Genomic DNA, 20,357 nt, shown 5'->3' on the forward strand with positions numbered 1-20,357 from the left:
GGGGCCGGGGGACACGGCCGGGACGAGGGCCGAGTCGCCGAGTCGCCCGCGTGCGGCGGTCGTGCACGGCGGCCCGCCGCACGGGGAAGTCACCGCACGGGGAAGTGCCGGTCAGCCGGTGAGGTGCCGTTGCAGCCAGTCCGCGGCGGCGCGGCGGAACAGCCGCCGGTTGTCCGCGCGCTGGAAGTCGTGTCCCTCGTTGTGCAGCGTGAGCAGTTCGGCGGTACGGCCGCGTTCGCGTGCAGCCCGTACGAACTGCTCCGACTCCCGCGGCGGGACATTGGTGTCGTGTTCCCCGTGGACGGCGAGCACCGGCACGCGCAGCGCGTCGACCCGGCTCATCGGCGACAGGGAGCGCAGCAGTGCGCGGTCGCGTTCGGGGTGGCCGTACTTGTGGGCCGCCGACTGCGCGATCCACGGTTCGGTGCCCTCGAAGAACGTCGCGAAGTCGGACATGCCGCAGACGGCGACCCCGGTGCGGAACAGGTCGGGGTGCCGGACCAGGGAGGCGAACGTGAGGTAGCCGCCGTAGGAGCGGCCCATGACGGCCAGCCGTGACGGATCGGCCGGGCCGGCCGCCACCGCGTGGGCGGCGCAGTCGGCCACGTCGTCGAGCGCCGCGAACCGGCCCGCACCCAGGTCGGCGTCGACGAACGACCGCCCGTGGCCGGAGGAACCGCGGACGTCGGGCGCGAAGACGTCCAGTCCTCGCCCCAGGATCTCGTGGTACAGCGGGTTGAAGACCGGGCGTTCCTGTTCCTCGGGTCCACCGTGCAGATGGATCACGCAGGGCGCCGGTTCGGCCGGCCCCCGCCCCGGCGCACGGTAGTACCAGCCGTGCAGGGGCAGTCCGTCGCGCGCTGTCGGGCGCAGCGGGAAGGGCCGCACGGGCGGGCGGCCCGGCGGTACGGCGTCCTCGTCCCGGGAGGACCACGGGGTGCGCAGCAGGGACACGCCCTCGGGGAGCCACCAGACACCGGGGCGGCGCTGCGATCCGGACAGGGCCAGGGCGAGCCGCCCCGCGCCGGCCGGCACGATCCGGGTGACCACCTCGTGGGGCAGGGGCACGGGCCGCGGCGGCCCGGTGAGGGGCCCGGTGAGCGGCCCGGTGAGCGGCCCGGTGAGCGGCCCGGTGAGCGGTCCGGCCGTGCCGGGCGGGAACGTGTCGGCGATCTCCAGCTCGCTCGCGCCCCCGACGTTCCAGGCCAGGACGGCGGCACGGCCGTCGAGGGCGAATGCCAGCAGTTCCAGGTCGCCGCCCTCCCGCTCGGCCGCGACGGACCGGTCGCGTGGCCGGCCCTCGGGATCGAGGCCGATCGCGAGCAGCGCCGCGAACTCCCGGTCGAGGTCGCTGCGCAGCCAGAGGGTGTCCGCCTGGGGCGAGAACCTGCCGATCCAGGGGTCGCCGTCGGCCACCGGCACGACCTGTGTCGTGGCGAGGTCGGTGGTGCGGATCACCACCGCCTCACGCCGTCCGCGGGGTCCACGGCGCAGGAGCGCCAGTCGGCCGTCGCGGCTGAGGTCGCACACGCGCAGGGTCGCGGCGTCCGTCTCGGTGGCGAGGAGGACCGCGGCGGCCACCCCGTCGGGGTCGATCAGGTAGGCGGACAGGCCGTCCCCGAAGCCGGCCGCCGGGGCGGGCCGTGCGGTCCGCGGGTCGAGGGCGGACGTGGCGTCGGCGGTCGCGGAGGGGGACGGCGTCCCGGTTCCCGTGCCGGTGAGAGGTGCGGCGCCGAGGAGGACGGCATCGCCGCCGCGGCCGGACCAGCCGGCCGGCAGGCGGTCGGCGTACGCGCCGGACCCGGCCGGAACGCCGGCCGCGGTGTCCCGGCCTGTTCCGGACAGGTCGGTCGGGACGGCGACGGTGACCGCGACGGCCGACCCGTCGTGCGCCCAGCAGCCCAGGTGGGCCGAGGTGCCCGGCTCGGCCCCGGCCAGGATGTGGCGGTCGGTGCCGTCGGGTCGTACGCACAGCACCCTGGTGTGCTCGCCGCCGCCGGGGGCCGTGGTGTACGCGATCCAGCGGCCGTCGGGCGACCAGGACACCTCGCGGACGGGGTCCGGTTCCGAGTCGAGCAGCCGCACCTCGTCGCCGTCGACGGGTCCCGCCCACACCTGGGGCACGCCGCCCCGGTCGCAGACGAAGGCCACCCGCGCCCCGCCGGGATCGGCCGAGGGATACCAGCACCCGTGGGCGGTGAGCCGCGTCGTGGCGTCCCGCGGCCCGGAGGCGTCCGGCAGCGGCACCCGGGCGGGTGCGGCGAAGGCGGCGGGTGCGGCGAAGGCGGCGCGGCCGCCCGCGCCCGCCGGGACCTGGCTCGGGCCCCGCGCCGGGCGGGGGGCAGAGGACGGGCCGGCGGAGGAGGACGGATCGGCGGAGGAGGACGGGCCGGCGGAGGGGGACGGATCGGCGGAGGAGGGCAGGCCGGCGGAGGAGGACGGGCCGGCAGCGGAGGACGGTTCGGCAGCGGAGGATGGATCGGCAGCGGCCGCGCGGGGAGCGGTGGGCGGGCCGACGGCGGCCGCGCGAGGGCCGTGGGCGTCCCCGCCTGAGGCGTCCCCGCCGTAGGCCCCTCCGCCACCGTGTACGTCCCCGCCACCGTAGGCGTCCCCGCCGTAGGCGACGCGCCCATGCGCGTCCCCACCGGGGCCGTCCCCGCCGTGCGCGGCGCGCCCCTGCGCCTCCCCGCCGCGGGCGTCCCCGCCACACGCGGCACGCCCGTACGCGTCCCCGCTGCGAGCATCCCCGCCACACGCGGCGCGCCCGTCGCTCATGTTCCGTGCGTCTGAAGCCATATCTCCAGCAAAGCCGCCTGCCACAGCGCGTTCGCTCCGCGCCGGGTGCGGTGTTCGTCGGGGGCCGCGAGGAGTGTGTCGAGGTACGCGTCCTTGAAGAGCCCGCGCCGCCTCGCCTCGGGGGCGTGGAGTGCCTCGCGCACCCGGTCCAGGACGGGCCCGGCCATGTGGGTGATGGCCGGGACGGGGAAGTAGCCCTTGGGGCGGTCGACCACCTGGTGGGGCAGCAGCTTGCGGCCCGCCTCCTTGACCACGCCCTTGCCGCCGTCGGCCAGCTTCAGGTCCGGCGGACAGGCGGCGGCCAGCTCCACCAGCTCGTGGTCCAGGAAGGGCACGCGGGCCTCCAGGCCCCAGTCCATGGTCATGTTGTCGACCCGTTTCACCGGATCGTCCACGAGCATGACGTGCGTGTCCAGCCGCAGGGCCGCGTCGAGAGAGGTCTCGGCGCCCGGCTCCGCCATGTGTGCGCGCACGAAGCGGCCGGAGACGTCGTCCGGGGGCAGCATGTGCGGGTGCAGCATGTCGGCGAGGTCGTCGTGCGGCCGGTCGGCGTACGTGTCGGTGTACCGGTCGGCCGCCCGGTCGCGGTCGGCCGAGGCCAGGCGGGGGTACCAGTGGTAGCCGGCGAACACCTCGTCGGCGCCCTGCCCGCTCTGGACGACCTTCACCTCCTTCGCCACCTGCTCGGCCAGCAGGTGGAAGGCGACCACGTCGTGGCTGATCATCGGCTCGCTCATCGCCGCGACGGCGCCGTCCAGCGCCGTCGACACCCGCTGGGAGGGCACCTTCAGCTGGTGGTGGTCGGTGGCGAACTCCCGGGCGACCAGGTCGGAGTACGCGAACTCGTCCCCCTCGTCGCCGCCTTCCGACTCGAAGCCGACGCTGAACGTCGCCAGGTCCCGCTGCCCCTCCTCGGCCAGCAGTGCCACGATCAGGCTGGAGTCCAGTCCGCCCGAGAGCAGGACGCCGACGGGCACGTCGGCGACCATCCGTCGGCGTACGGCGGTGCGCAGCGCCTCCAGCACCGCGTCCCGCCATTCGCTCGGGCCCATGCCCGCGTGCTCCGGGCGGCGGGTGTACGAGGGCTGCCAGTAGCGGTGATCGCGGTGGCTGCCGTCCGGTTCGACGACCCGTACGGTGGCCGGGGGCAACTTGCGCACCCCGGCCAGCACGGTGCGGGGCGCGGCCACGGTCGCGTGCCAGCTGAGGTACTGGTGGACGGCCACCGGATCCAGCGAGGTGTCGACGTCGCCGCCCGCGAGCAGGGCCGGGAGCGACGAGGCGAACCGCAGCCGTCCGGGGGTCTGCGCCAGGTACAGCGGCTTGATGCCGAGCCGGTCGCGGGCCAGGACCAGCCGGCCGGTCCGGTGCTCGACGAGGGCGAAGGCGAACATGCCGTAGAAGTGGTCGACGCAGGCGGTGCCCCACTGCCGGTACGCCTTGAGGACGACCTCGGTGTCGGAGGTCGACTCGAAGCGGTGGCCGAGGGACCGCAGCTCCTCGCGGAGTTCCTTGTAGTTGTAGACGCACCCGTTGAAGACGCCGGTGATCCCCTGCCGGGCGTCGGTCATCGGCTGGGCCCCGAGCTCGGACAGGTCGATGATCTTCAGTCGCCGGTGTGCCAGCGCCACGGCGCCCTGGGACCAGATGCCCTCGCCGTCGGGGCCGCGGGCGGCGAGCCGGTCGCTCATGCGCTCGACGGCCGCGAGGTCCGGCCGCCCGCCGTCGAAGCGCATCTCTCCGCTCAGACCGCACATCACGCACCACCTCCCCGGTGCTCGTCAGCGGTCCGGGGAGGTCCGACGCGCGCGGAGCTCCCCGTCGGAGCCTGGTCCGGGCTGGTCGACATGGCGGTACGTCTCCTTCGCGGTGAGGCGGTAGGGCTACGGAGCAATAGGACGACAGAGCAATGGGACGACAGGGCGATAGCGCGAGGGGGCGATCGGGCGATGGGGTGGCAGAGGCGGAGACGGGTGTGGCTGCGCGGCCGGCGGGGACAGGGCGCCGGGGCCGGGCGGGCGGGCCCCGCCGGGGGCGGACGACGTCCGTGCGGGGCGTGCTCGCCTCAACGGCCGGGCGTCCTCACCGGCCGGCCGCCCAAGGCCTCCTCCGCGCCCAGCGTGCCGGAGGGGAGGCGCCCGTTCGGGGCCGGAGCGGGCCGGCGGCGCCTGCCGCTGTCGCCGCGCGTCTCGGCGATCGCCAGATCGGTGCAGGCCAGGAGGTCCTCGTCGGCGGCCGTGCGGCGCAGCCGATGGGCGGCGCTGCCGTCGGACAGGGCCTTCTCCGTGAGCGCCTGGACGGTCTGCCAGTCCCCGGCGGCCTCGAGCGCCGGGCGCACCCGCTCCAGCAGGCCGCGGACGACGTGCGCCGCGGACGCCTCGTGGCCGGTCTCCGGGTCGACCAGAGCCCCTTCGAGGCCGGACCGGGCGGCCCGCCAGGCGGCGGCGCGCAGCCACTCGTGCCGGCCCTCGCAGCCGGGGGACCCGCGGCTTTCCAGGCGTTGACGGGCTTCGGTCACCAGGGCGCGGAAGAGCGCCGCGATGAGCACGACCGTCTCCGCGCGCGGGCAGGAGTCGCAGATGCGCAGTTCGAGTGTCCGCTGGTGCGCCGAGGGCCGGATGTCGTAGTAGATCATCCCGTCGTCGCTGATGACGCCGGAGTCGATGAGCTGCCGCACGGCCGCGTCGTACTCGGCGGCGTCGGCGAAACATCCCACCGGCCCGGCGGTGGGCCAGCGCTGCCACAGCATCGTCCGCCAGCTCGCGTAGCCGGTGTCGGCGCCCAGCCAGAACGGCGAGCTCGCCGACAGGGCGAGCAGGGCGTGCAGCCACGGCGACACCTCGCACATGATCCGTACGGCGGTGTCGCGGTCGGGGACGTCCACGTGGACGTGGGCCCCGCAGATGAGCTGTTCGTCGGCGACCATCCGGTACTCGTCGACCATGTGGCGGTAGCGGAGACCGGCGGTGGGGTGGACGGCCGCCGTGCGTGCGAGGGGCACCGTGCCGGCGGCCACCACGGCCAGTCCGTTGGCGGAGGCGGCCGCGTCCAGTTGCCGCCGGGTGCCGGTCAGGTCGCCGTACAGGTCGTCCAGCGTGATGTGCACGCCGCTGTTCGACTCCACGGTCGTCTGTTGCAGCTCGGTCGTGAAGGTCTGTCCGGGCAGTCCTTCCAGCACCGTGTCGGCGCGTGGCACCAGCAGGCCGGTCTCCACCTCCACGAGGTGGAACTCTTCCTCCACTCCGATGCGAACGGTCACGGCTACTCCTAGAGGTGACGGGCGGACGCTTCGCCGCCGTGGTCCGGCATCCGGTCCCGTCGGTGGTACGGGGCGGCGAGCTGTCCCTCTCGGAGTTCCCCCATGCCCCGGGAACAAGCATGGGTGCTCTTCAGAAGCGTGGGCGTCTCATATGAGCCGTCGACGGCGGTCCGTCCGGGGCCGCGCTCCCTCACCCTCAGGGCTTGACGACGATCTTCCCGGCCGCCTCGCCGGAGGCCATCCGCAGCAGCCCGGCCGGTACGACGTCCGCCAGGCCGATGACCGCGTCGAGGGAGGCGGAGGCGATCCGCGGATGGTCCGCGAGCAGGGCGAGCGCCTCGGGCAGGTCCTGGTCGCAGATGTGCACCTTCGAGGTCGACACCCGGATCTCGTCGAGGACGAGCCTGGTCAGGTCCAGCGGCGACGGGTCGCGGTGCAGGCCCACCAGCCGGATGTGACCGCCGCGGCTCACCGCCCCCATGGCGGTCCGCAGGCCCTGGGGCACGCCGGAGGTCTCGATGACGACGTCCGCGCCGTCGCCGCCGGTGGCGCGCCGGATCGCGGCCGCCGCGTCCTGCCGGGACGCGTCGACGAGCACGGAGGCCCCGCTCCGCCCGGCGATCTCCAGGCGGGCGGCCGAGACGTCCACGCCGATCGTGTCGATGCCCCACGCGGTGCAGGCGGCGACGACGAGCGAACCGATCCCGCCCAGCCCGATCACCGCGACGGTGGCACCCGGTTCGGCCCCGGTGCCGCGTACCGCGTGCAGGGCGACGGCGAGCGGCTGCGCCATGATCGCGACGTCCGGCGAGCAGCTTCCGACAGAGCGGCTGATGCGGGCGGACACGTTGACCCGCTCGGCGAGGCCGCCGTCCACGTGCAGTCCGACCGTGTAGTAGCCGGCGCAGAGGTTCGTCCGTCCGGCCCGGCACCACCGGCACGCCCCGCAGGAGACGCCCGAGCCGGGCACGACCACGTCACCGACGCCGAACCCGGTGACCTCAGGTCCCACGGCCGCCACCCGCCCGACCATCTCGTGGCCGAGTACCAGCGGGCCGACCCGGCCGCTGGCGGGGTGGGGGGCGGCGAAGGGGATCAGATGCGGCCCGGAGGTGAACTCGTCCACGTCCGTCCCGCAGATGCTGGCCCGCAGGATGTCCAGCTGGATCTCCCCCGCCGCGGGGGGCGGGGGATCGGGCCACTCCTGGACTCGGACGTCGCGTTGCCCGTGGTAGACGGCAGCCAGCATCGATGTGATCTCTCTCGGTCGGAGGAGCTACGGGTCCGGTCGGCGCCGCTCGGCCGAGGACGGACAGGAACGGGGCCGGTCCGGGCGTGAGACAGCCCGGACCGGACCGGAACGGGCGTGAGACAGCCCGGACCGGATCGGAACGGGCGTGAGACAGCCCGGACCGGAACCGGAACGAGGACGGACGGACACCGGGCACGAGACAGCCCAAACCGGAACCGGAACGAGGCCGGTCGGGCGTGAGACAGCCCGGACCACACCGGAACGAGGAGGCCGGACCCGGCGTGAAACAGCCCGGCCGGACCTGCGCGAGGCGCCCGCGCGTGTCACTCCAGCCCGAGGGCGTGGAGCATCGGGCGCAGTTTCACGAGCGTCTCCTGGTACTCGTCCTCCGGGTCGGAATCGGCCACGATGCCGCAGCCCGCGTAGAGGGAGGCGGTGTCGTCCCGGACGAGCGCGCAGCGGATGGCGACGGCGAACTCCCCCTGCCCCGAGGTGTCGGTCCAGCCGACGGTGCCCGCGTACCAGCCGCGTTCCAGGCCCTCGTTGCGTACGAGCCAGTCGAGGGCCGCCTCGCGCGGATGCCCGCCGAGGGCGGGGGTGGGGTGGAGGCGTTCGACGAACCGGAGGACGCCGAGGCCGGGCTGGACGCCGCTTCCCTCGACCACCGTGGCCAGGTGCTGGACGTTGGCCAGCTTGAGCACGCTCGGTCCGGTGCCGGCGTCGACGTGCGCGCACGTGGCGCGCAGCGCGTCGACGAGCATGCGCACCACGACGTCGTGCTCGTGCCGGATCTTGGCGCTCTCCGTCAGCTGCTTCTCGAGTTCGGCGTCCAGCCGGGGCGTCGAGCCCCGGGGTGCGGTGCCGGCCAGCCCGAGGGCGTGCACGGTGCCCCCGCCGAGGCGCACCAGGTACTCGGGGGTGGCGCCGATGAAGGTGTGCGTCCCGTGTCCGACGGCGAAGACCGTGGCGTCCGGATACGTCCGGCGCAGCCGCTCCAGCGCGGCCGGGAGGTCGAAGGGCGTGCCGGTGGTCACCCGGACCTCGCGGGCGACGACCACCTTCTCGAAGGCGCCGGCGCGGATACGGTCGACGGCCTGCCCGACCAGGTCCTTCCACTCCCCCGCCGGGGGCAGTTCACGGACGGCCGACGGCGGGCGGGAGGACGGCTCCGGCGCGTCGGCGGAGCGGGGGGCGGCTCCCTCGGGCAGGCACCGCTCGGCCAGGTGGACCAGCGACTTGGCGGTCTGTTCGGGGTCGTCCTGCGGGTGGACGACGGCGTTGAGGCGCAGTTCGGCCATCGGGGACAGGCCGGCGGATCCGCGCATCTGCAGGGCCGGCACCCACATCAGCGCCTCGGGCAGCGGGGCGGTCGGTGACGGTCCCGCCGCGGCGAAGTCCCCGGCGGGGGCGAAGGAGAAGCCGCCCACCAGCAGCGGGCCCTGGCCGGTGGGCAGGCCGTCGCCGGGATGGCCGCCGGTCACGGCGTCCCGGACCAGCCGCTCCCAGGCCGTCCGGGTCCGCGGGATCCGGGTGGCGCCGCGGGCCGTCAGATCGTGTGCCGTGCCGAGGGCGACGAGGGAGCCGCGGTCCCACGCCGACTGCCACAGCAGGGAGCGGTCGGTGTGGGCGCGGCCGTGGCTCCACAGAGCGGTGGGGTCGGCGTGCCGCAACCGGGTGGCCCAGCTGGCGAGGACCGGGCGCCGCTGCCGCCGTGCGGTCCGTGCGGCGCGTCGGCACACGTCGAGGAGGTCGTCCTGGGAGGCGTGCCCCAGCAGGGGCAGGGCGGTGGCGCCGGAGAGGGCGGGCACGGTCAGTACACCCCTTCCACGACGGCGGGGGCGCCCTCGGCGGCCGGCGGGCGGACGTCCGCCACGCCGTCCTGCGGATAGGCGTCGGTGGGCTCGATGCGCAGGGCGACGTCGCGCTCCAGCGTCCACGGCAGCAGCAGGTCCCGGGAGAGCAGGCTGATCCTGGCCTGCCCGCGCTCGCCGTAGGCCACCTCGCGGGCGGGGTCCCCGGGGTCCACCAGCCGTACCCGGCTGAAGGGGTGGTACGGGACGAAGACGCACTCTTGCGTGCCGTCGCCCGGGGTCCTGGGCCGTTGCGGGGCGATGCCCATCATGGTGTTGCCGTAGAGGCCGACCACCGCCGCGTCGGGGAAGAGTTCGGTCTCCAGGACGTGGAGGGTCTCGGCGCCGATGCTCGTGCCGGCCCAGATGATGCCGCGGACCCGGCCGCGGACGAGATCGAGGATCTCCTCCCGGGCCGCGATGGCCTCCAGGACCGGCGGGGTGGCGAAGAGGACGGAGACGGGCTGGGTGCGCAGGACGTCGAGGGCCTGGTCGAGGATGTGCCGGACGTAGCGGGCCACCTCGTCGGACCGGCCCTGCTTCGCCCGTTGCTTGACCCAGCGCGGGTCGAAGTCGATGTAGTGGCAGAAGGTCCGGCGCAGCTGGGCGAGCAGTCCGATGGAGCGGCCCACGATGTGCGGGCCGGTGGGCCCGATGTGCAGCCAGTGGCCGTCGCCCTCGCCGGGCACGCCGTGCTCCTGGAGGACCGTGCTCACCCATCGGACCCCGGCCCGCCGGGACCGCGACTCCACGATCCGCTTGGGGCGGCCGGTGGTGCCGCCGCTGTCGAAGACCTGGAAGTCCCAGTCGGACCGGTCGATGCCGGCCGGCACCAGGGCGTCGACCGGTACGTCCCGCCACTCCTCGCTGACGTCGGGGAAGCGGTCGAGGTCGGCCCAGGTGCGGATGTCGCGCAGCGGGTCGAAGGGGAGCTCCGCGGCTCGCTTGACCCAGAACGGCGAGCCGGTGGACGGGGAGAAGTGCCACTCCATCGCCGCCTGGACGAAGTCGTCCGGGGGAAGGTCGGCGGTGAACGGCTCCAGCGTATCCATGGGCATCCTCTGCCTCCGGGGGTCAGACCTGGGTGAGGTGGCGGGCGCGCGGCTGGGCGAGGCTGCGCCCGACGGCTTCCACGACCGGCCGGAGCCGGTCCATGAGGTCGGTGAACTGGGCGGCGCCCAGCGCCTGGCCGCCGTCGCACAGAGCGGCTCGCGCGTCGGTGTGGACGTCGATCAGCAGGCCGTCGGCGCCGCAGGCGGCGGCCGCCAGGGACATGGGCCCGACGAGGTGCGGCCGGCCGGTGCTGTGGCTGGGGTCGACGACGACGGGCAGGTGGGTGAGGCGTTTGGCCTCGGCGACGGCGCTCAGGTCGAGCGTGAAGCGGGTGCTGCGCTCGTGGGAGCGGATGCCCCGCTCGCAGAGCACCACGTCGCCGTTGCCCGCGTGCATCAGGTACTCGGCGGCGAGCAGCCACTCCTCGACGGTGGCCGCCATGCCGCGCTTGAGCAGGACCGGGCGGCCGGAGCGGCCGGCCTCGCGCAGCAGGGCGAAGTTCTGCATGTTGCGGGTGCCGATCTGGAGCATGTCGCTCTCCTCGGCGACCCGTTCCACGTCCTCGGGCGTGACGACCTCGGTGACCACGGGCAGCCCCGTACGGCCGCGCTGCTCGGCCAGCAGGGCCAGGCCCGCGACGCCCAGGCCCTGGAAGCTGTAGGGGGACGTCCGGGGCTTGAAGGCGCCGCCCCGGAGCACGGACGCACCGCCGGCCACCACGACATCCACCACGGTTGTCATCTGTTGTTGGCTTTCCACGGCACAAGGGCCCGCGATCACCACGAACTCCGCACCGCCGAGGATCGGTCCGTCCGGGCCGCCCAGCGCCACGCGGGTGTCCTGCGGGGAGAAGTGCCGGCTGGTCAGCCGCTGCGGGCCGGGGACCAGCACCACGCGGTCGACACCGTCCGCGGCCTGGACCGAGGAGGCCAGTTCCGGCGTCCCGGCCTGCTCGCTCACCAGCACGGTGACGCTCTTCGCCGCCCCGGACACGGGGTTCAGGCCACTCGCTGCGAGTAACGCGCCCACCCTTTCGACCTGCTCCTGCGTTGCCTCTCGGCTCATCACCACGATCATGGATGCCTTCCATGGGGCTGTCGTGCGCGGGCTGTCCGGCGCCGCTCGCCCGGGGAGCACGGAGTGCGGGCAAGCCCCTTGCGGTGCGCCTCGACAGAGCTCTTGCAGTCGGGCCGATCCTCCAGCGCCGAATCAAAGCTGTCAATGGGGGTTGTCAACTCAAGTTAATGATGCTCAAATCGCTGTGCCCTCTCCAGCCGGGGACGGCCAAGCCCGCATCGTGTACGGAGGCGTACAGGTGAAGATGATCGACATCAGCCAGGGCTGGTACGAGGGGATGCCCTCGTACGACGCGCCCTGGTACCCGGACTTCGGCGTACGGCGGGCCATGAGCCCCGAGACCGATCCGGCGAAGACCGGCCGCACCTTCTCCGACCTCCACCTCTTCCCGCACAACGGCTCCCACGTGGAGTCCGGTTACCACTTCTACGAGGACCGCGAGAAGATCGACGAGGTCCCCCTGGAGACGTTCGTCGGCCGGGTCTGCATCGCCGACCTCTCCCACAAGCGCGATCTCGAACCCGTCACCGGCGAGGACCTCGACAAGGCGCTGCACGAGGTGTGGCGGCCGGGGGACCGCCTGCTGATCCGCACCGATCACCCCAACCGCTACCTGGGGCGTGCGGACTACTGGGACAACCCGCCCTACCTCACGGTGTCCGCCGCCGACTGGGCGGTGGACAACGAGGCGGTGCTCGTCGGCATGGACTGCATCACCGAGCGCCCGGACGACCGCAGCGGCCAGGTGCACCGGCGCCTGCTCGCGGCCGGCATCCCGATCCTGGAGAACATCCAGAACCTCGACCGGATCAGCGTGCCCGTCGCCCAGCTCATGGCACTGCCCGTCAAGATCGCCGGTGTCGAGGCGGCCCCGGTGCGCGCGGTCGTCTTCGAGGGCTGGCCCGTCTGACGGCACGGAAGCGGGCGCGGACGCGGACGCGGAGGGCGGCCCCGCCGCCCCCGGCCGACGCCGCGCGGAGCCCCGACCGGTCCCGGCCCGTACCGGAGGAAACGATCTGACGTGTTGTCCATACCACTCATCCGCCAGGGCGCGGAGAGCACCTCGCGGGACACGCACGTCCTGCACGCCGTCACCGGCGCACCCCTGGCGACCGTCCACGAGGCGCCGCCGCTCCTGACCAGGCTGACGGCCGGAGCCATGCGCACGCTCCCCGAGACCGCCCCCGGTGAACTGGCGGCCGCGCTGGCCGAGGCGGGCCGGATCTTCGCCACGGAGACGGTCGAGGGGCAGACCCCCGACGACTACTGCCGGCAGCAGGCCCTGGCCTCCGGTGCCCCCGTCGCGGTCGCACGGCGCACCCTGGACCGGTGGGAGCGGCAGTGCCGGGTGCTGCCCGACGTGGTCGCGGAGCATCGGCCCGTCGGCGCCGCACCGGGACGCCCGGCCCGCTGGGTCCGCCGCGGCTCGGTGCTCGGGGTGATCGCGCCGAGCAACCACCCGGCCACCCACCTCGGCTGGCTGAAGGCCGTCGCCCTGGGCCACGGCGTCGCCGTACGGCCCGGCGCGCGCGACCCGATCACCCCGCTGCGGCTGGTCAGGGCACTGCTGCGGGCGGGGCTCCCGCCCCGTCTGCTGAGCCTGCTGCCCGGTTCGCACGCCGCGGCCGACACGCTCGTCGCCGCGGCCGATCTGGCGCTGGTGTACGGGAGCGAGGCCACCGTGGCCCGGCTGCGCGGCGACCGCCGCGTCCTGGTGCACGGGCCCGGCCGCAGCAAGGTCCTGGTGGACGGCCCCGTGGACGACGGCCTTCTCGACCACCTCGTGGGGGAGATCGCCGAGGACGGCGGGGTCCGCTGCACCAACGCCAGCGTCGTCCTCACCTCCGGCGACCACCGCGCCCTCGCCGCCGCGCTGGCCGAGCGGCTGGCCGCGCTGCCCGTGCTCCCGGTGACCGATCCGGGCGCCGTCCTGCCGGCCCGGCCGCTCAAGGAGGCCGTGGGTCTGCGGCACGCGCTCGCCGCGGCCGCCGAGGGGGCGCCGGATCTGCTGGAACCGTACTGCGCCGGCGACCCGACACCGCTCGTGGACGGCGACGCGGCCGCGCTGCGGCCCGCCGTGCTGTGCGTGGACCGCTCCGACCACCCCGGGTTACGCGCCGAACTGCCGTTCCCCTGTGTCTGGGTGGCTCCCTGGCGCGCGTCCGAGGGTGTCGCCCCGCTGCGCGACTCCCTGGTCCTCACGCTGATCGGCACGGATCCGTCCCTGGTGGACGAGGCGCTCGGGACACCCTCGATCCGCACGGTCGTCCACGGGCGGGTCCCCGGCTGGTGGCAGGACCCGTACCTGCCGCACGAGGGCCACCTCGGGCAGTTCCTGAGGGACGTGAAGGGCTGTGTCGTGGCGGACGGGGAGGGCGGATGACACTCCAGGGCAAGCGCGTGGTGGTCACCGGGGCCTCCGGCGACCTCGGCCGGGCCATGGCCCGCAGGTTCCTCGAACTCGGGGCCGACCTCGCCCTTCAGTACCGCAGTGACGCGGCCGCCCTCGAACCGGTCCTGCGGGCGGCGCGGGAGGCGGGCCGCGAGGCGTTCGCGGTCGCCGCGGACCTCACCGCGGCGGACGGGCCCGACCGGCTGGCGGCCGCGGTCCTGCGGCGGTGGCCGTCGGTGAACGGGCTGGTCAACAATGCCGGCGGGGCCCGCCCCGAGTCGTTCGAGGACGTCAGCGCCACGGCCTGGGAGCAGGCGCTGCGGCTCAACCTCACCGCGCCGTTCCGGCTGATCCAGCTGCTGCTTCCGGCGCTGCGCGAGGAGGGCGGCTCGGTCGTGAACGTGTCCAGCGTCGCCGCCCTCACCGGCGGCGCGTTCGGACCGCAGTACGCCGCGAGCAAGGCGGGCCTGATCGGGCTGACCCGCAGCGCCGCGCGCGATCTCGGGGTCCACGGCGTCCGGGTGAACGCGCTCGCCCCGGGGCCGGTGGAGTCGGCGATGACCTCGTCGCTGGACGGCCCGGTGCTCGACGGCATCATCCGCACCACCGCCCTGCGCCGGCTGGTCGATCCCCTGGAGATCGCGGAGGCCGCCGCGTTCCTGCTGGGCACCGGGACGGCGGTGTCCGGACAGACCCTCGTCGTGGACGCCGGACGCCACTTCGTCTGATGACCCGTCAGCAACTCTCGATCCGCCAACGATATGGAGACTGTGACATGTACGTACTCGGCATCAACCTGAGCCACGACCGTGCCGCCTGTCTGCTGCGGGACGGACGGATCGTGGCCGCGGTCGAGGAGGAGCGGCTGGACCGGCTCAAGCACTCCGAGGGCTTCATCATCCACGGCCACTTCGAGAAGCTGTCGAAGGTCCTGCCGATGAAGGCGATCACCTACTGCCTCGACGCGGCCGGCATCGGGATCGACGACATCGACGTCGTCGTGGGCAACCGGCCGCTGGGCGACGGCGCCCGCGAGCGCATCCTGAAGGAGCTGCCGATCCGCGACAAGAGCCGGATCCACAGCCTGCCGCTGCCCTCGCACCACCTCACCCACGCCTACGCCGGCTACCTCGCCTCCCCGTTCGACGAGGCCGCGGTGCTGGTCGTCGACGGCGTCGGCAGCAAGGTGCCGGGCACCGGACGCATCGAGAAGCACACCATCTTCGACGGCGAGGGCACCTCGCTCCAGCGGGTCCACGCCGAGACCTTCCCGGAGGACTGGAGCGAGGTGGGGCTCGGGCTCTTCTACAGCTTCTTCTCGGCGAAGCTCGGATTCGTCACCCGCTGGGGCCACCCCACCTTCGGCGACTTCGGCTGCGGCGGCTACACCGAGGCGGGCAAGACCATGGGCCTCGCCCCCTACGGCCGGCCCCGCCCCGAGTGGCAGCGCCTGCTCACCGTCAAGGAGGGCAACGTGGTGGTGCGCACCGAGGACATGGAGCAGGCGTGGGAATCCTGGTACGCCTCCGACGGCGACGGCTACGACGCCCGGCAGAAGGGGTCCTGGCAGCACCAGTTCGCCAAGGACGTCGCCTACAAGATCCAGACCGAGACCGAGGAGGCGATGCTGGAACTCGCCCGGTACGCCCACGAGGTGACCGGCCGCGACAAGCTCTGCCTCACCGGCGGCGTCGCCCTCAACTCCGTCGCCAACCAGCGGATCGCCGCCGAGGGCCCCTTCGACGAGGTCTACATCCTGCCGCCGGCCGGTGACGCGGGCACCGCCATCGGTGCCGCCTACTACGGCTACTACGCGATCGCGGGCGGAACCGAACGGCACCCGGTGCGCTCGGGCTCGACCGGCCGCGACTACGCGGAGCAGGAGATCGAGGAGGCCGTGCGGGCGGCCGGCGACCGGGTCGAGTCGCGCCGCGCCACCGTCGCCGAGGTCGCCTCGCTCCTGGCCGAGCACCGCCTCGTCGGCTGGTTCCAGGGCGGCTCGGAGATCGGCCCGAGGGCCCTCGGGCACCGCAGCATGCTCGCCGATCCGCGCCACCCGGAGGTGCGCGACTACCTGAACGAGGTCGTCAAGCACCGCGAGGTCTTCCGGCCGTTCGCGCCCTCGGTCCTGGCCGAGCGGGCGGGCGAGTGGTTCGACATGCGGGGCGACAGCCCGTTCATGCTGCTCGTGCCCGAGGTGCTGGAGAGCCGCCGGGCGCAGGTCCCGGCCATCACCCACGTGGACGGCACGGCGCGGGTGCAGACCGTCGAAGCGGACGTCAACCCGCGCTACCACGAGCTGATCTCGCACTTCGCCGACCTCACCGGGGTGCCCCTGGTGCTGAACACCTCGTACAACGACGCCGGTGAGCCCATCGTGGAGACGCCCGCCGACGCCGTGCGCACCTTCCTCAACACCGAGCTCGACCACCTCTACATCGGCGACCTGCTGCTGACCAAGCCGGGCCGGGAACTCCCGGAGCGGCACCCGAGCCGGCGGTCCCTGTCGTGACGGCTCGGATCACCGAAGCCGCCACGGCCGAGCGGCTGCGCGACGTGCTGGCCGAGATACGCGCGACGGCCGACCAGGGCGACGCCCTGGACTCCGCGCTCATCGCGGCGGTGGAGGGAGCGGCGCTGATCGCGGTGGCGGCCGAGGACGCCGGCCGGGAGGACGGCGGGGGCGACGCCCTGGAGCTGGCGCGGCAGGCCCTCGGGGCGATGCGCGCCTGCGTGGTCGCCACCACCGTGTCGGTGCGGACCCTGGCGGACCGGCGGCGGGCGCGTGTCCTCGCCGGGCCCGTCGGCCGCCCGACCTGACGTCCGCCTCCGCCGGGGCGGGACACCGGGCCGACGTCGAGTCGGCATCGAGCGAAGGAGGTGTGCATCTTCCATGGCCTCACGGGCCCTCGCACAGCACTCGCGCCGCGACGCTCCGCTCCGGCCGGCCGGACCGGCGGACGGACGCCCGTCCCTGCTGCTGGTGGGTGACGACGGCGGAGATCCCGCCGGCTGGGCGCGGCGCGGCATCGAGCGCCGGTACCGCCTGCTGTCCCCGCCCGCGGGCGGCGGCTCAGAAGGCGGGGGCCCGGCCGCGGCGGCCGGGGTCGTCACGTTCCAGAGGGCCGCCGTGGACCGGGCGCTCCGGCTGGCGGAGCGCTCCGGTCTGCCCACGGCGGCCCTGCGGACGGCCGCGCTCAGCCGGTCCGGCACGCCGCGCCGGTCCGCGCCGGCCGACGGGTCCGCGCCCGGCCCGGCCTGGACCGTCGTGGTCGTCTGCGCGGTTCTCGACGGCCGGCCGTCACCCCTGTTCGCCGCGCGTCCGGAGCGGGAGGGCGAGGACACCGGATACGTGGTCGAGGCGTCCGATCCGCTCCTGCACCGGCGGGACGTCATCGGGGCGGTGCTCGGCGCGCACCGCGGGCTAGACATCCGCGCCGGCCTCACCGCCACCGAGGTCGGCGTCGTCGGGCGGGACGGCGGCAGGCCGGCCGAGTGGGTGGGCGTCGAGGGTCTGCTCGGCGCCGACCCCCTGCTGCGGGCCGGGTCGCTGGCGACGGGCGTCGACTGCGCACTGGCCTGGGCCGACCTCGCGGCCGGCGCCGCACCCGATCTCACCCCGCGCCGGCGGAGCGCGGCCGCCGTGCGCCTCACCCGCCCGGGACGGGAACTCGCCCTGGAACCCGTGGAGCTGGACGTGTCCGCGCTGCCGGGCGGCATCTGGGAGGTGCACCTCGGCGCGGACCGGGACGGCGAGGGCCACGCACCCGCCCGTCCCGTCGTCCTCGCGGTCTCGGTGGGCGAGGACGCCGCCGCCTGCCGGCGCGCGCTCGACCTCCTGCCCGGCGCCCTGCGGGTGCGGCACCGTCCCCCACCACCGCTCACCGAAGAACGGAACCGACGGAGAACTCATGTCTGAATCCCGCGTACTGCTGATGATCGCGGCCTCACTCAACCCGGACCTGCTGCGCACCCCGCACGAGATGGGCCTGAAGGTGCTGCTGGCCGCCGCGGTGCCCCCGGCGGACGACAGCCTGTACGACGAGCACCTGGCCGTGGACGAGCTGGACGAGGAGGCGGTGCTCGCCGCCGTCCGCGCCCATCTCGCGGACGGCGGCCGGATCGACGCCGTGGCCACCTTCCACGAGGGTGCGCTGCACGTGGCGGCCCGGATCACCGCCGAGCTGGGCCTGCCGGGCAACTCACCGGAGGCGGTGCGCGCGATGCGCGACAAGTTCCTCACCGGGCGGCGGCTCACCGAGGCCGGGGTGCCCACGCCCGGCACCCGGGTGGCCACCACGTTCCCCGAGGCCCTGGCGGCCGCCGCCGAACTGGGCTTCCCGCTGGTCCTCAAGCCCCAGGCCAGCGCGGCCAGCCAAGGCGTGACCAAGGTGGCGAACGAGACCGAGCTGAAGGCGGCGTTCGAGAACATCACCGGCCTCTACGAACCCGACGCCTTCAGCGACGGCGCGTACTCGGTCCCCAACGTCGCCCGCATCTACGCCTACCCCGAGACGCGGGGGGTGCTGATCCAGGAGTACGTGTCGGGCGACGAGTTCGCCGTGGACCTGGTGTACGGCGGTGGCGAGTACCGCCTGCTGGCCATCCACGACAAGCCCTATCCCTTCGCGGAGCCGCACTTCATCGAGGGCGCGTACGCGACGCCGTCGGCCCTCCCGGAGAGCGAGCAGGCCCGTCTGGTGGACACCGCCGTGGCCGCGCTGAAGGCGCTGGGCGCGACGGTGGGCGGTGCCCACGTCGAACTGCGCCTCACCGACGAGGGCCCGAAGATCATCGAGGTGAACGGGCGGCTCGGCGGGACCACCGCCTTCGTCCAGGAGTCGATCCGGGAGTCGACCGGGGTGTGGGGCCCCAGGGAGTACCTGCGGGCGGTCCTCGGGGAACCGCTGGACTTCACCGCCGAGGAGCACCCGACCCCCGCCGGTTTCACGCCGCTGCTGGCCGACCGCAGCGGGGAGATCGCCGCCTTCGCGGGCGTCGAGGAGGTCGTGGACGTCCCCGGAGTGATCGGGGTGCGCTGGATGGCCAGGCCCGGGGACCACGTGGTCATCAAGTACCCGGAGAACCCGGTCTCCTGCTACGCGCTGATCCTGGCCCGGGGCGGGACCCGTGAAGAGGTCCTGTCGGCGCTGGAGGGCGCCGAGAAGGTGCTCAAAGTCGTCTACACCGGGGACCGGCAGCGATGACGAGCCGGACGGAGGGAGCGCGTACGGCGCCGAGCCCCGCCGGCCAGGATCCCGCCGGCGCGGGGGGCCTGGGGCCGCACGGACGGGGTTCCGGGTCGCGGGCCCGGTTGCGGCAGCGGCACCTGACCATGATCGGCCTGGGCGGGGCGATCGGGGCCGGGCTCTTCGTGGGCTCCGGGGCGGGCATCGCGGTGGCCGGGCCGGGCATCCTCGTCAGCTTCGCGCTGGCCGGTCTGCTGTCCGTGCTCGTCATGCGGATGATGGGCGAGCTGTCGGTGGCACTGCCGTCGGCCGGCTCGTTCTCGGCCCACGCCGAGCGGGCCTGGGGCAGCTGGGCGGGGTTCACCGTGGGGTGGCTCTACTGGTGCATGATCGTCGTGGTGCTGGCCATCGAGGCCACGGGCGCGGCGGTGATCGTGCACGGGTGGGTGCCGGCCGTCGACACCTGGGTGTGGGTGCTGGTCTTCATGACGGTGCTCACCGGGGCCAACCTGGCGACGGTCGGCGCCTTCGGTGAGTTCGAGTTCTGGTTCGCCGCCCTGAAGGTCGCCGCGATCGTCGGGTTCCTGGTGCTCGGCGTTCTGGCGATCGCGGGGTGGCTGCCGGGCGGGAAGGCGATCGGACTGGCCCACCTGACGGACCACGGGGGCTTCCTCCCGCACGGATGGGACGGGGTGCTGTCCGGACTGCTCGTGGTGATCTTCTCGTTCGGCGGCATGGAGGTCGTCACCTTCGCCTCCGCGGAGTCCGCGGACCCCGCGCGCGGGCTGAGCAGGGCCATGCGCGCCGTCGTGTGGCGGCTGCTGCTGTTCTACGTCGGATCGGTGGCGGTCATCGTCACCGTGCTGCCGTGGAACGACAGCAGGATCGGGCAGAGTCCGTTCGTGGCGGTACTGGACCGCGTGGGGGTGCCCGGCGCCGCCCAGCTGATGAACGTCGTGCTGCTGGCCGCGCTGCTCTCGGCCCTCAACGCCAACCTCTACGCCGCCTCGCGCATGGTCTTCTCGCTGGCCGAACGGCGCGAGGCCCCGGGCCCGCTGCGCCGGCTCTCCGCCGGCGGCGTGCCGCGCCGGGCGGTACTGGCCTCCGTGGCCTTCGGTTTCGTCTCCGTCCTGCTGAACTTCGAGTGGCCCGACAGCGTGTTCCTGTGGATGCTCAACTCGGTGGGCGCCATCGCGCTGGTGGTCTGGATCGCCGTGGCGGCGACCCAGCTGCGGCTGCGGGCGGAACTGGAGCGGACGGCACCGGAGCGGCTCACCGTGCGCGTGTGGGGCTTCCCCTGGCTGACGGCGGTGGCGCTGCTCGCGATGGGCGCCCTCCTCGTCGCGCTCGCCGCCGACGAGGACACCCGTCCCCAGGTGGTGGGCACGGGGGCGCTGACCGCGGTGGTGCTCACCGCCGGGGTGCTGCGGCAACGGCTCCGGGCGGCGTCCGAAGCGCGCTGAGGGCGTGCGCGCCCCCGCCAGGGTGT

The 20,357-nt window shown here is 74.3% G+C and carries 15 protein-coding genes; 8 read left to right on the forward strand and 7 right to left on the reverse strand.

Annotated features, from left to right (window positions below; genetic code table 11):
• Positions 1-111 precede the first annotated feature (111 nt).
• The 7 genes from ACFV9M_RS24730 to aroF form a co-directional block, all read right to left on the reverse strand.
• Complete coding sequence (locus tag ACFV9M_RS24730; protein WP_385069243.1) at positions 112-2,775, reverse strand: S9 family peptidase; 2,664 nt, start codon at positions 2,773-2,775, stop codon at positions 112-114.
• A complete protein-coding gene (locus tag ACFV9M_RS24735) occupies positions 2,772-4,553 on the reverse strand; it encodes an N-acetylglutaminylglutamine amidotransferase (RefSeq protein ID WP_385069242.1) in 1,782 nt (593 codons plus the stop codon). The genes ACFV9M_RS24730 and ACFV9M_RS24735 overlap by 4 nt, the downstream gene beginning before the upstream one ends.
• Before the next feature lie 308 nt (positions 4,554-4,861).
• Positions 4,862-6,055: a glutamate--cysteine ligase gene (locus ACFV9M_RS24740; protein WP_385069240.1), complete on the reverse strand. Its 1,194-nt coding sequence runs from the start codon at positions 6,053-6,055 to the stop codon at positions 4,862-4,864.
• Positions 6,056-6,251: 196 nt separating this feature from the next.
• Positions 6,252-7,304, reverse strand: coding sequence for a zinc-binding dehydrogenase (locus ACFV9M_RS24745; protein WP_385069238.1), 1,053 nt, complete (start codon positions 7,302-7,304; stop codon positions 6,252-6,254).
• A 326-nt stretch (positions 7,305-7,630) separates the two neighbouring features.
• The gene (locus tag ACFV9M_RS24750) at positions 7,631-9,115 is read right to left on the reverse strand and encodes an isochorismate synthase MenF (RefSeq protein ID WP_385069237.1); all 1,485 of its coding nucleotides are present in this window, start codon (positions 9,113-9,115) and stop codon (positions 7,631-7,633) included.
• Between the two features lie 2 nt (positions 9,116-9,117).
• The gene (locus ACFV9M_RS24755; protein ID WP_385069236.1) at positions 9,118-10,209 is read right to left on the reverse strand and encodes a phenazine biosynthesis protein; all 1,092 of its coding nucleotides are present in this window, start codon (positions 10,207-10,209) and stop codon (positions 9,118-9,120) included.
• A gap of 22 nt (positions 10,210-10,231) precedes the next feature.
• The gene (gene aroF, locus ACFV9M_RS24760) at positions 10,232-11,275 is read right to left on the reverse strand and encodes a 3-deoxy-7-phosphoheptulonate synthase (protein ID WP_385069234.1); all 1,044 of its coding nucleotides are present in this window, start codon (positions 11,273-11,275) and stop codon (positions 10,232-10,234) included.
• Positions 11,276-11,531: 256 nt separating this feature from the next.
• Between aroF and ACFV9M_RS24765 the strand changes: the two genes are divergently transcribed.
• The 8 genes from ACFV9M_RS24765 (at position 11,532) to ACFV9M_RS24800 (ending at position 20,331) form a co-directional block, all read left to right on the forward strand.
• The gene (locus tag ACFV9M_RS24765) at positions 11,532-12,197 is read left to right on the forward strand and encodes a cyclase family protein (RefSeq protein WP_385069254.1); all 666 of its coding nucleotides are present in this window, start codon (positions 11,532-11,534) and stop codon (positions 12,195-12,197) included.
• A gap of 111 nt (positions 12,198-12,308) precedes the next feature.
• On the forward strand, positions 12,309-13,670 hold the full coding sequence (locus ACFV9M_RS24770; protein ID WP_385069232.1) for an aldehyde dehydrogenase family protein: 1,362 nt from the start codon (positions 12,309-12,311) through the stop codon (positions 13,668-13,670).
• On the forward strand, positions 13,667-14,407 hold the full coding sequence (locus ACFV9M_RS24775; RefSeq protein WP_385069230.1) for an SDR family NAD(P)-dependent oxidoreductase: 741 nt from the start codon (positions 13,667-13,669) through the stop codon (positions 14,405-14,407). Before ACFV9M_RS24770 ends, ACFV9M_RS24775 begins: the two co-directional genes overlap by 4 nt.
• A 47-nt stretch (positions 14,408-14,454) precedes the next feature.
• Positions 14,455-16,191: a carbamoyltransferase gene (locus ACFV9M_RS24780; protein ID WP_385069229.1), complete on the forward strand. Its 1,737-nt coding sequence runs from the start codon at positions 14,455-14,457 to the stop codon at positions 16,189-16,191.
• Complete coding sequence (locus ACFV9M_RS24785) at positions 16,188-16,499, forward strand: hypothetical protein (protein ID WP_385069227.1); 312 nt, start codon at positions 16,188-16,190, stop codon at positions 16,497-16,499. Before ACFV9M_RS24780 ends, ACFV9M_RS24785 begins: the two co-directional genes overlap by 4 nt.
• A gap of 73 nt (positions 16,500-16,572) precedes the next feature.
• Entirely contained in the window at positions 16,573-17,598 is a 1,026-nt protein-coding gene (locus ACFV9M_RS24790) for a hypothetical protein (RefSeq protein ID WP_385069226.1), read from the forward strand.
• Positions 17,591-18,886 (forward strand): ATP-grasp domain-containing protein, encoded by a 1,296-nt coding sequence (locus ACFV9M_RS24795; RefSeq protein WP_385069224.1) that lies wholly within the window; start codon positions 17,591-17,593, stop codon positions 18,884-18,886. The genes ACFV9M_RS24790 and ACFV9M_RS24795 overlap by 8 nt, the downstream gene beginning before the upstream one ends.
• Positions 18,883-20,331 (forward strand): amino acid permease, encoded by a 1,449-nt coding sequence (locus ACFV9M_RS24800; protein WP_385069223.1) that lies wholly within the window; start codon positions 18,883-18,885, stop codon positions 20,329-20,331. Before ACFV9M_RS24795 ends, ACFV9M_RS24800 begins: the two co-directional genes overlap by 4 nt.
• Positions 20,332-20,357 lie beyond the last annotated feature (26 nt).

Origin of the sequence: Streptomyces sp. NPDC059895 (assembly GCF_042731035.1) — a bacterium.
Taxonomy (GTDB): domain Bacteria; phylum Actinomycetota; class Actinomycetes; order Streptomycetales; family Streptomycetaceae; genus Streptomyces.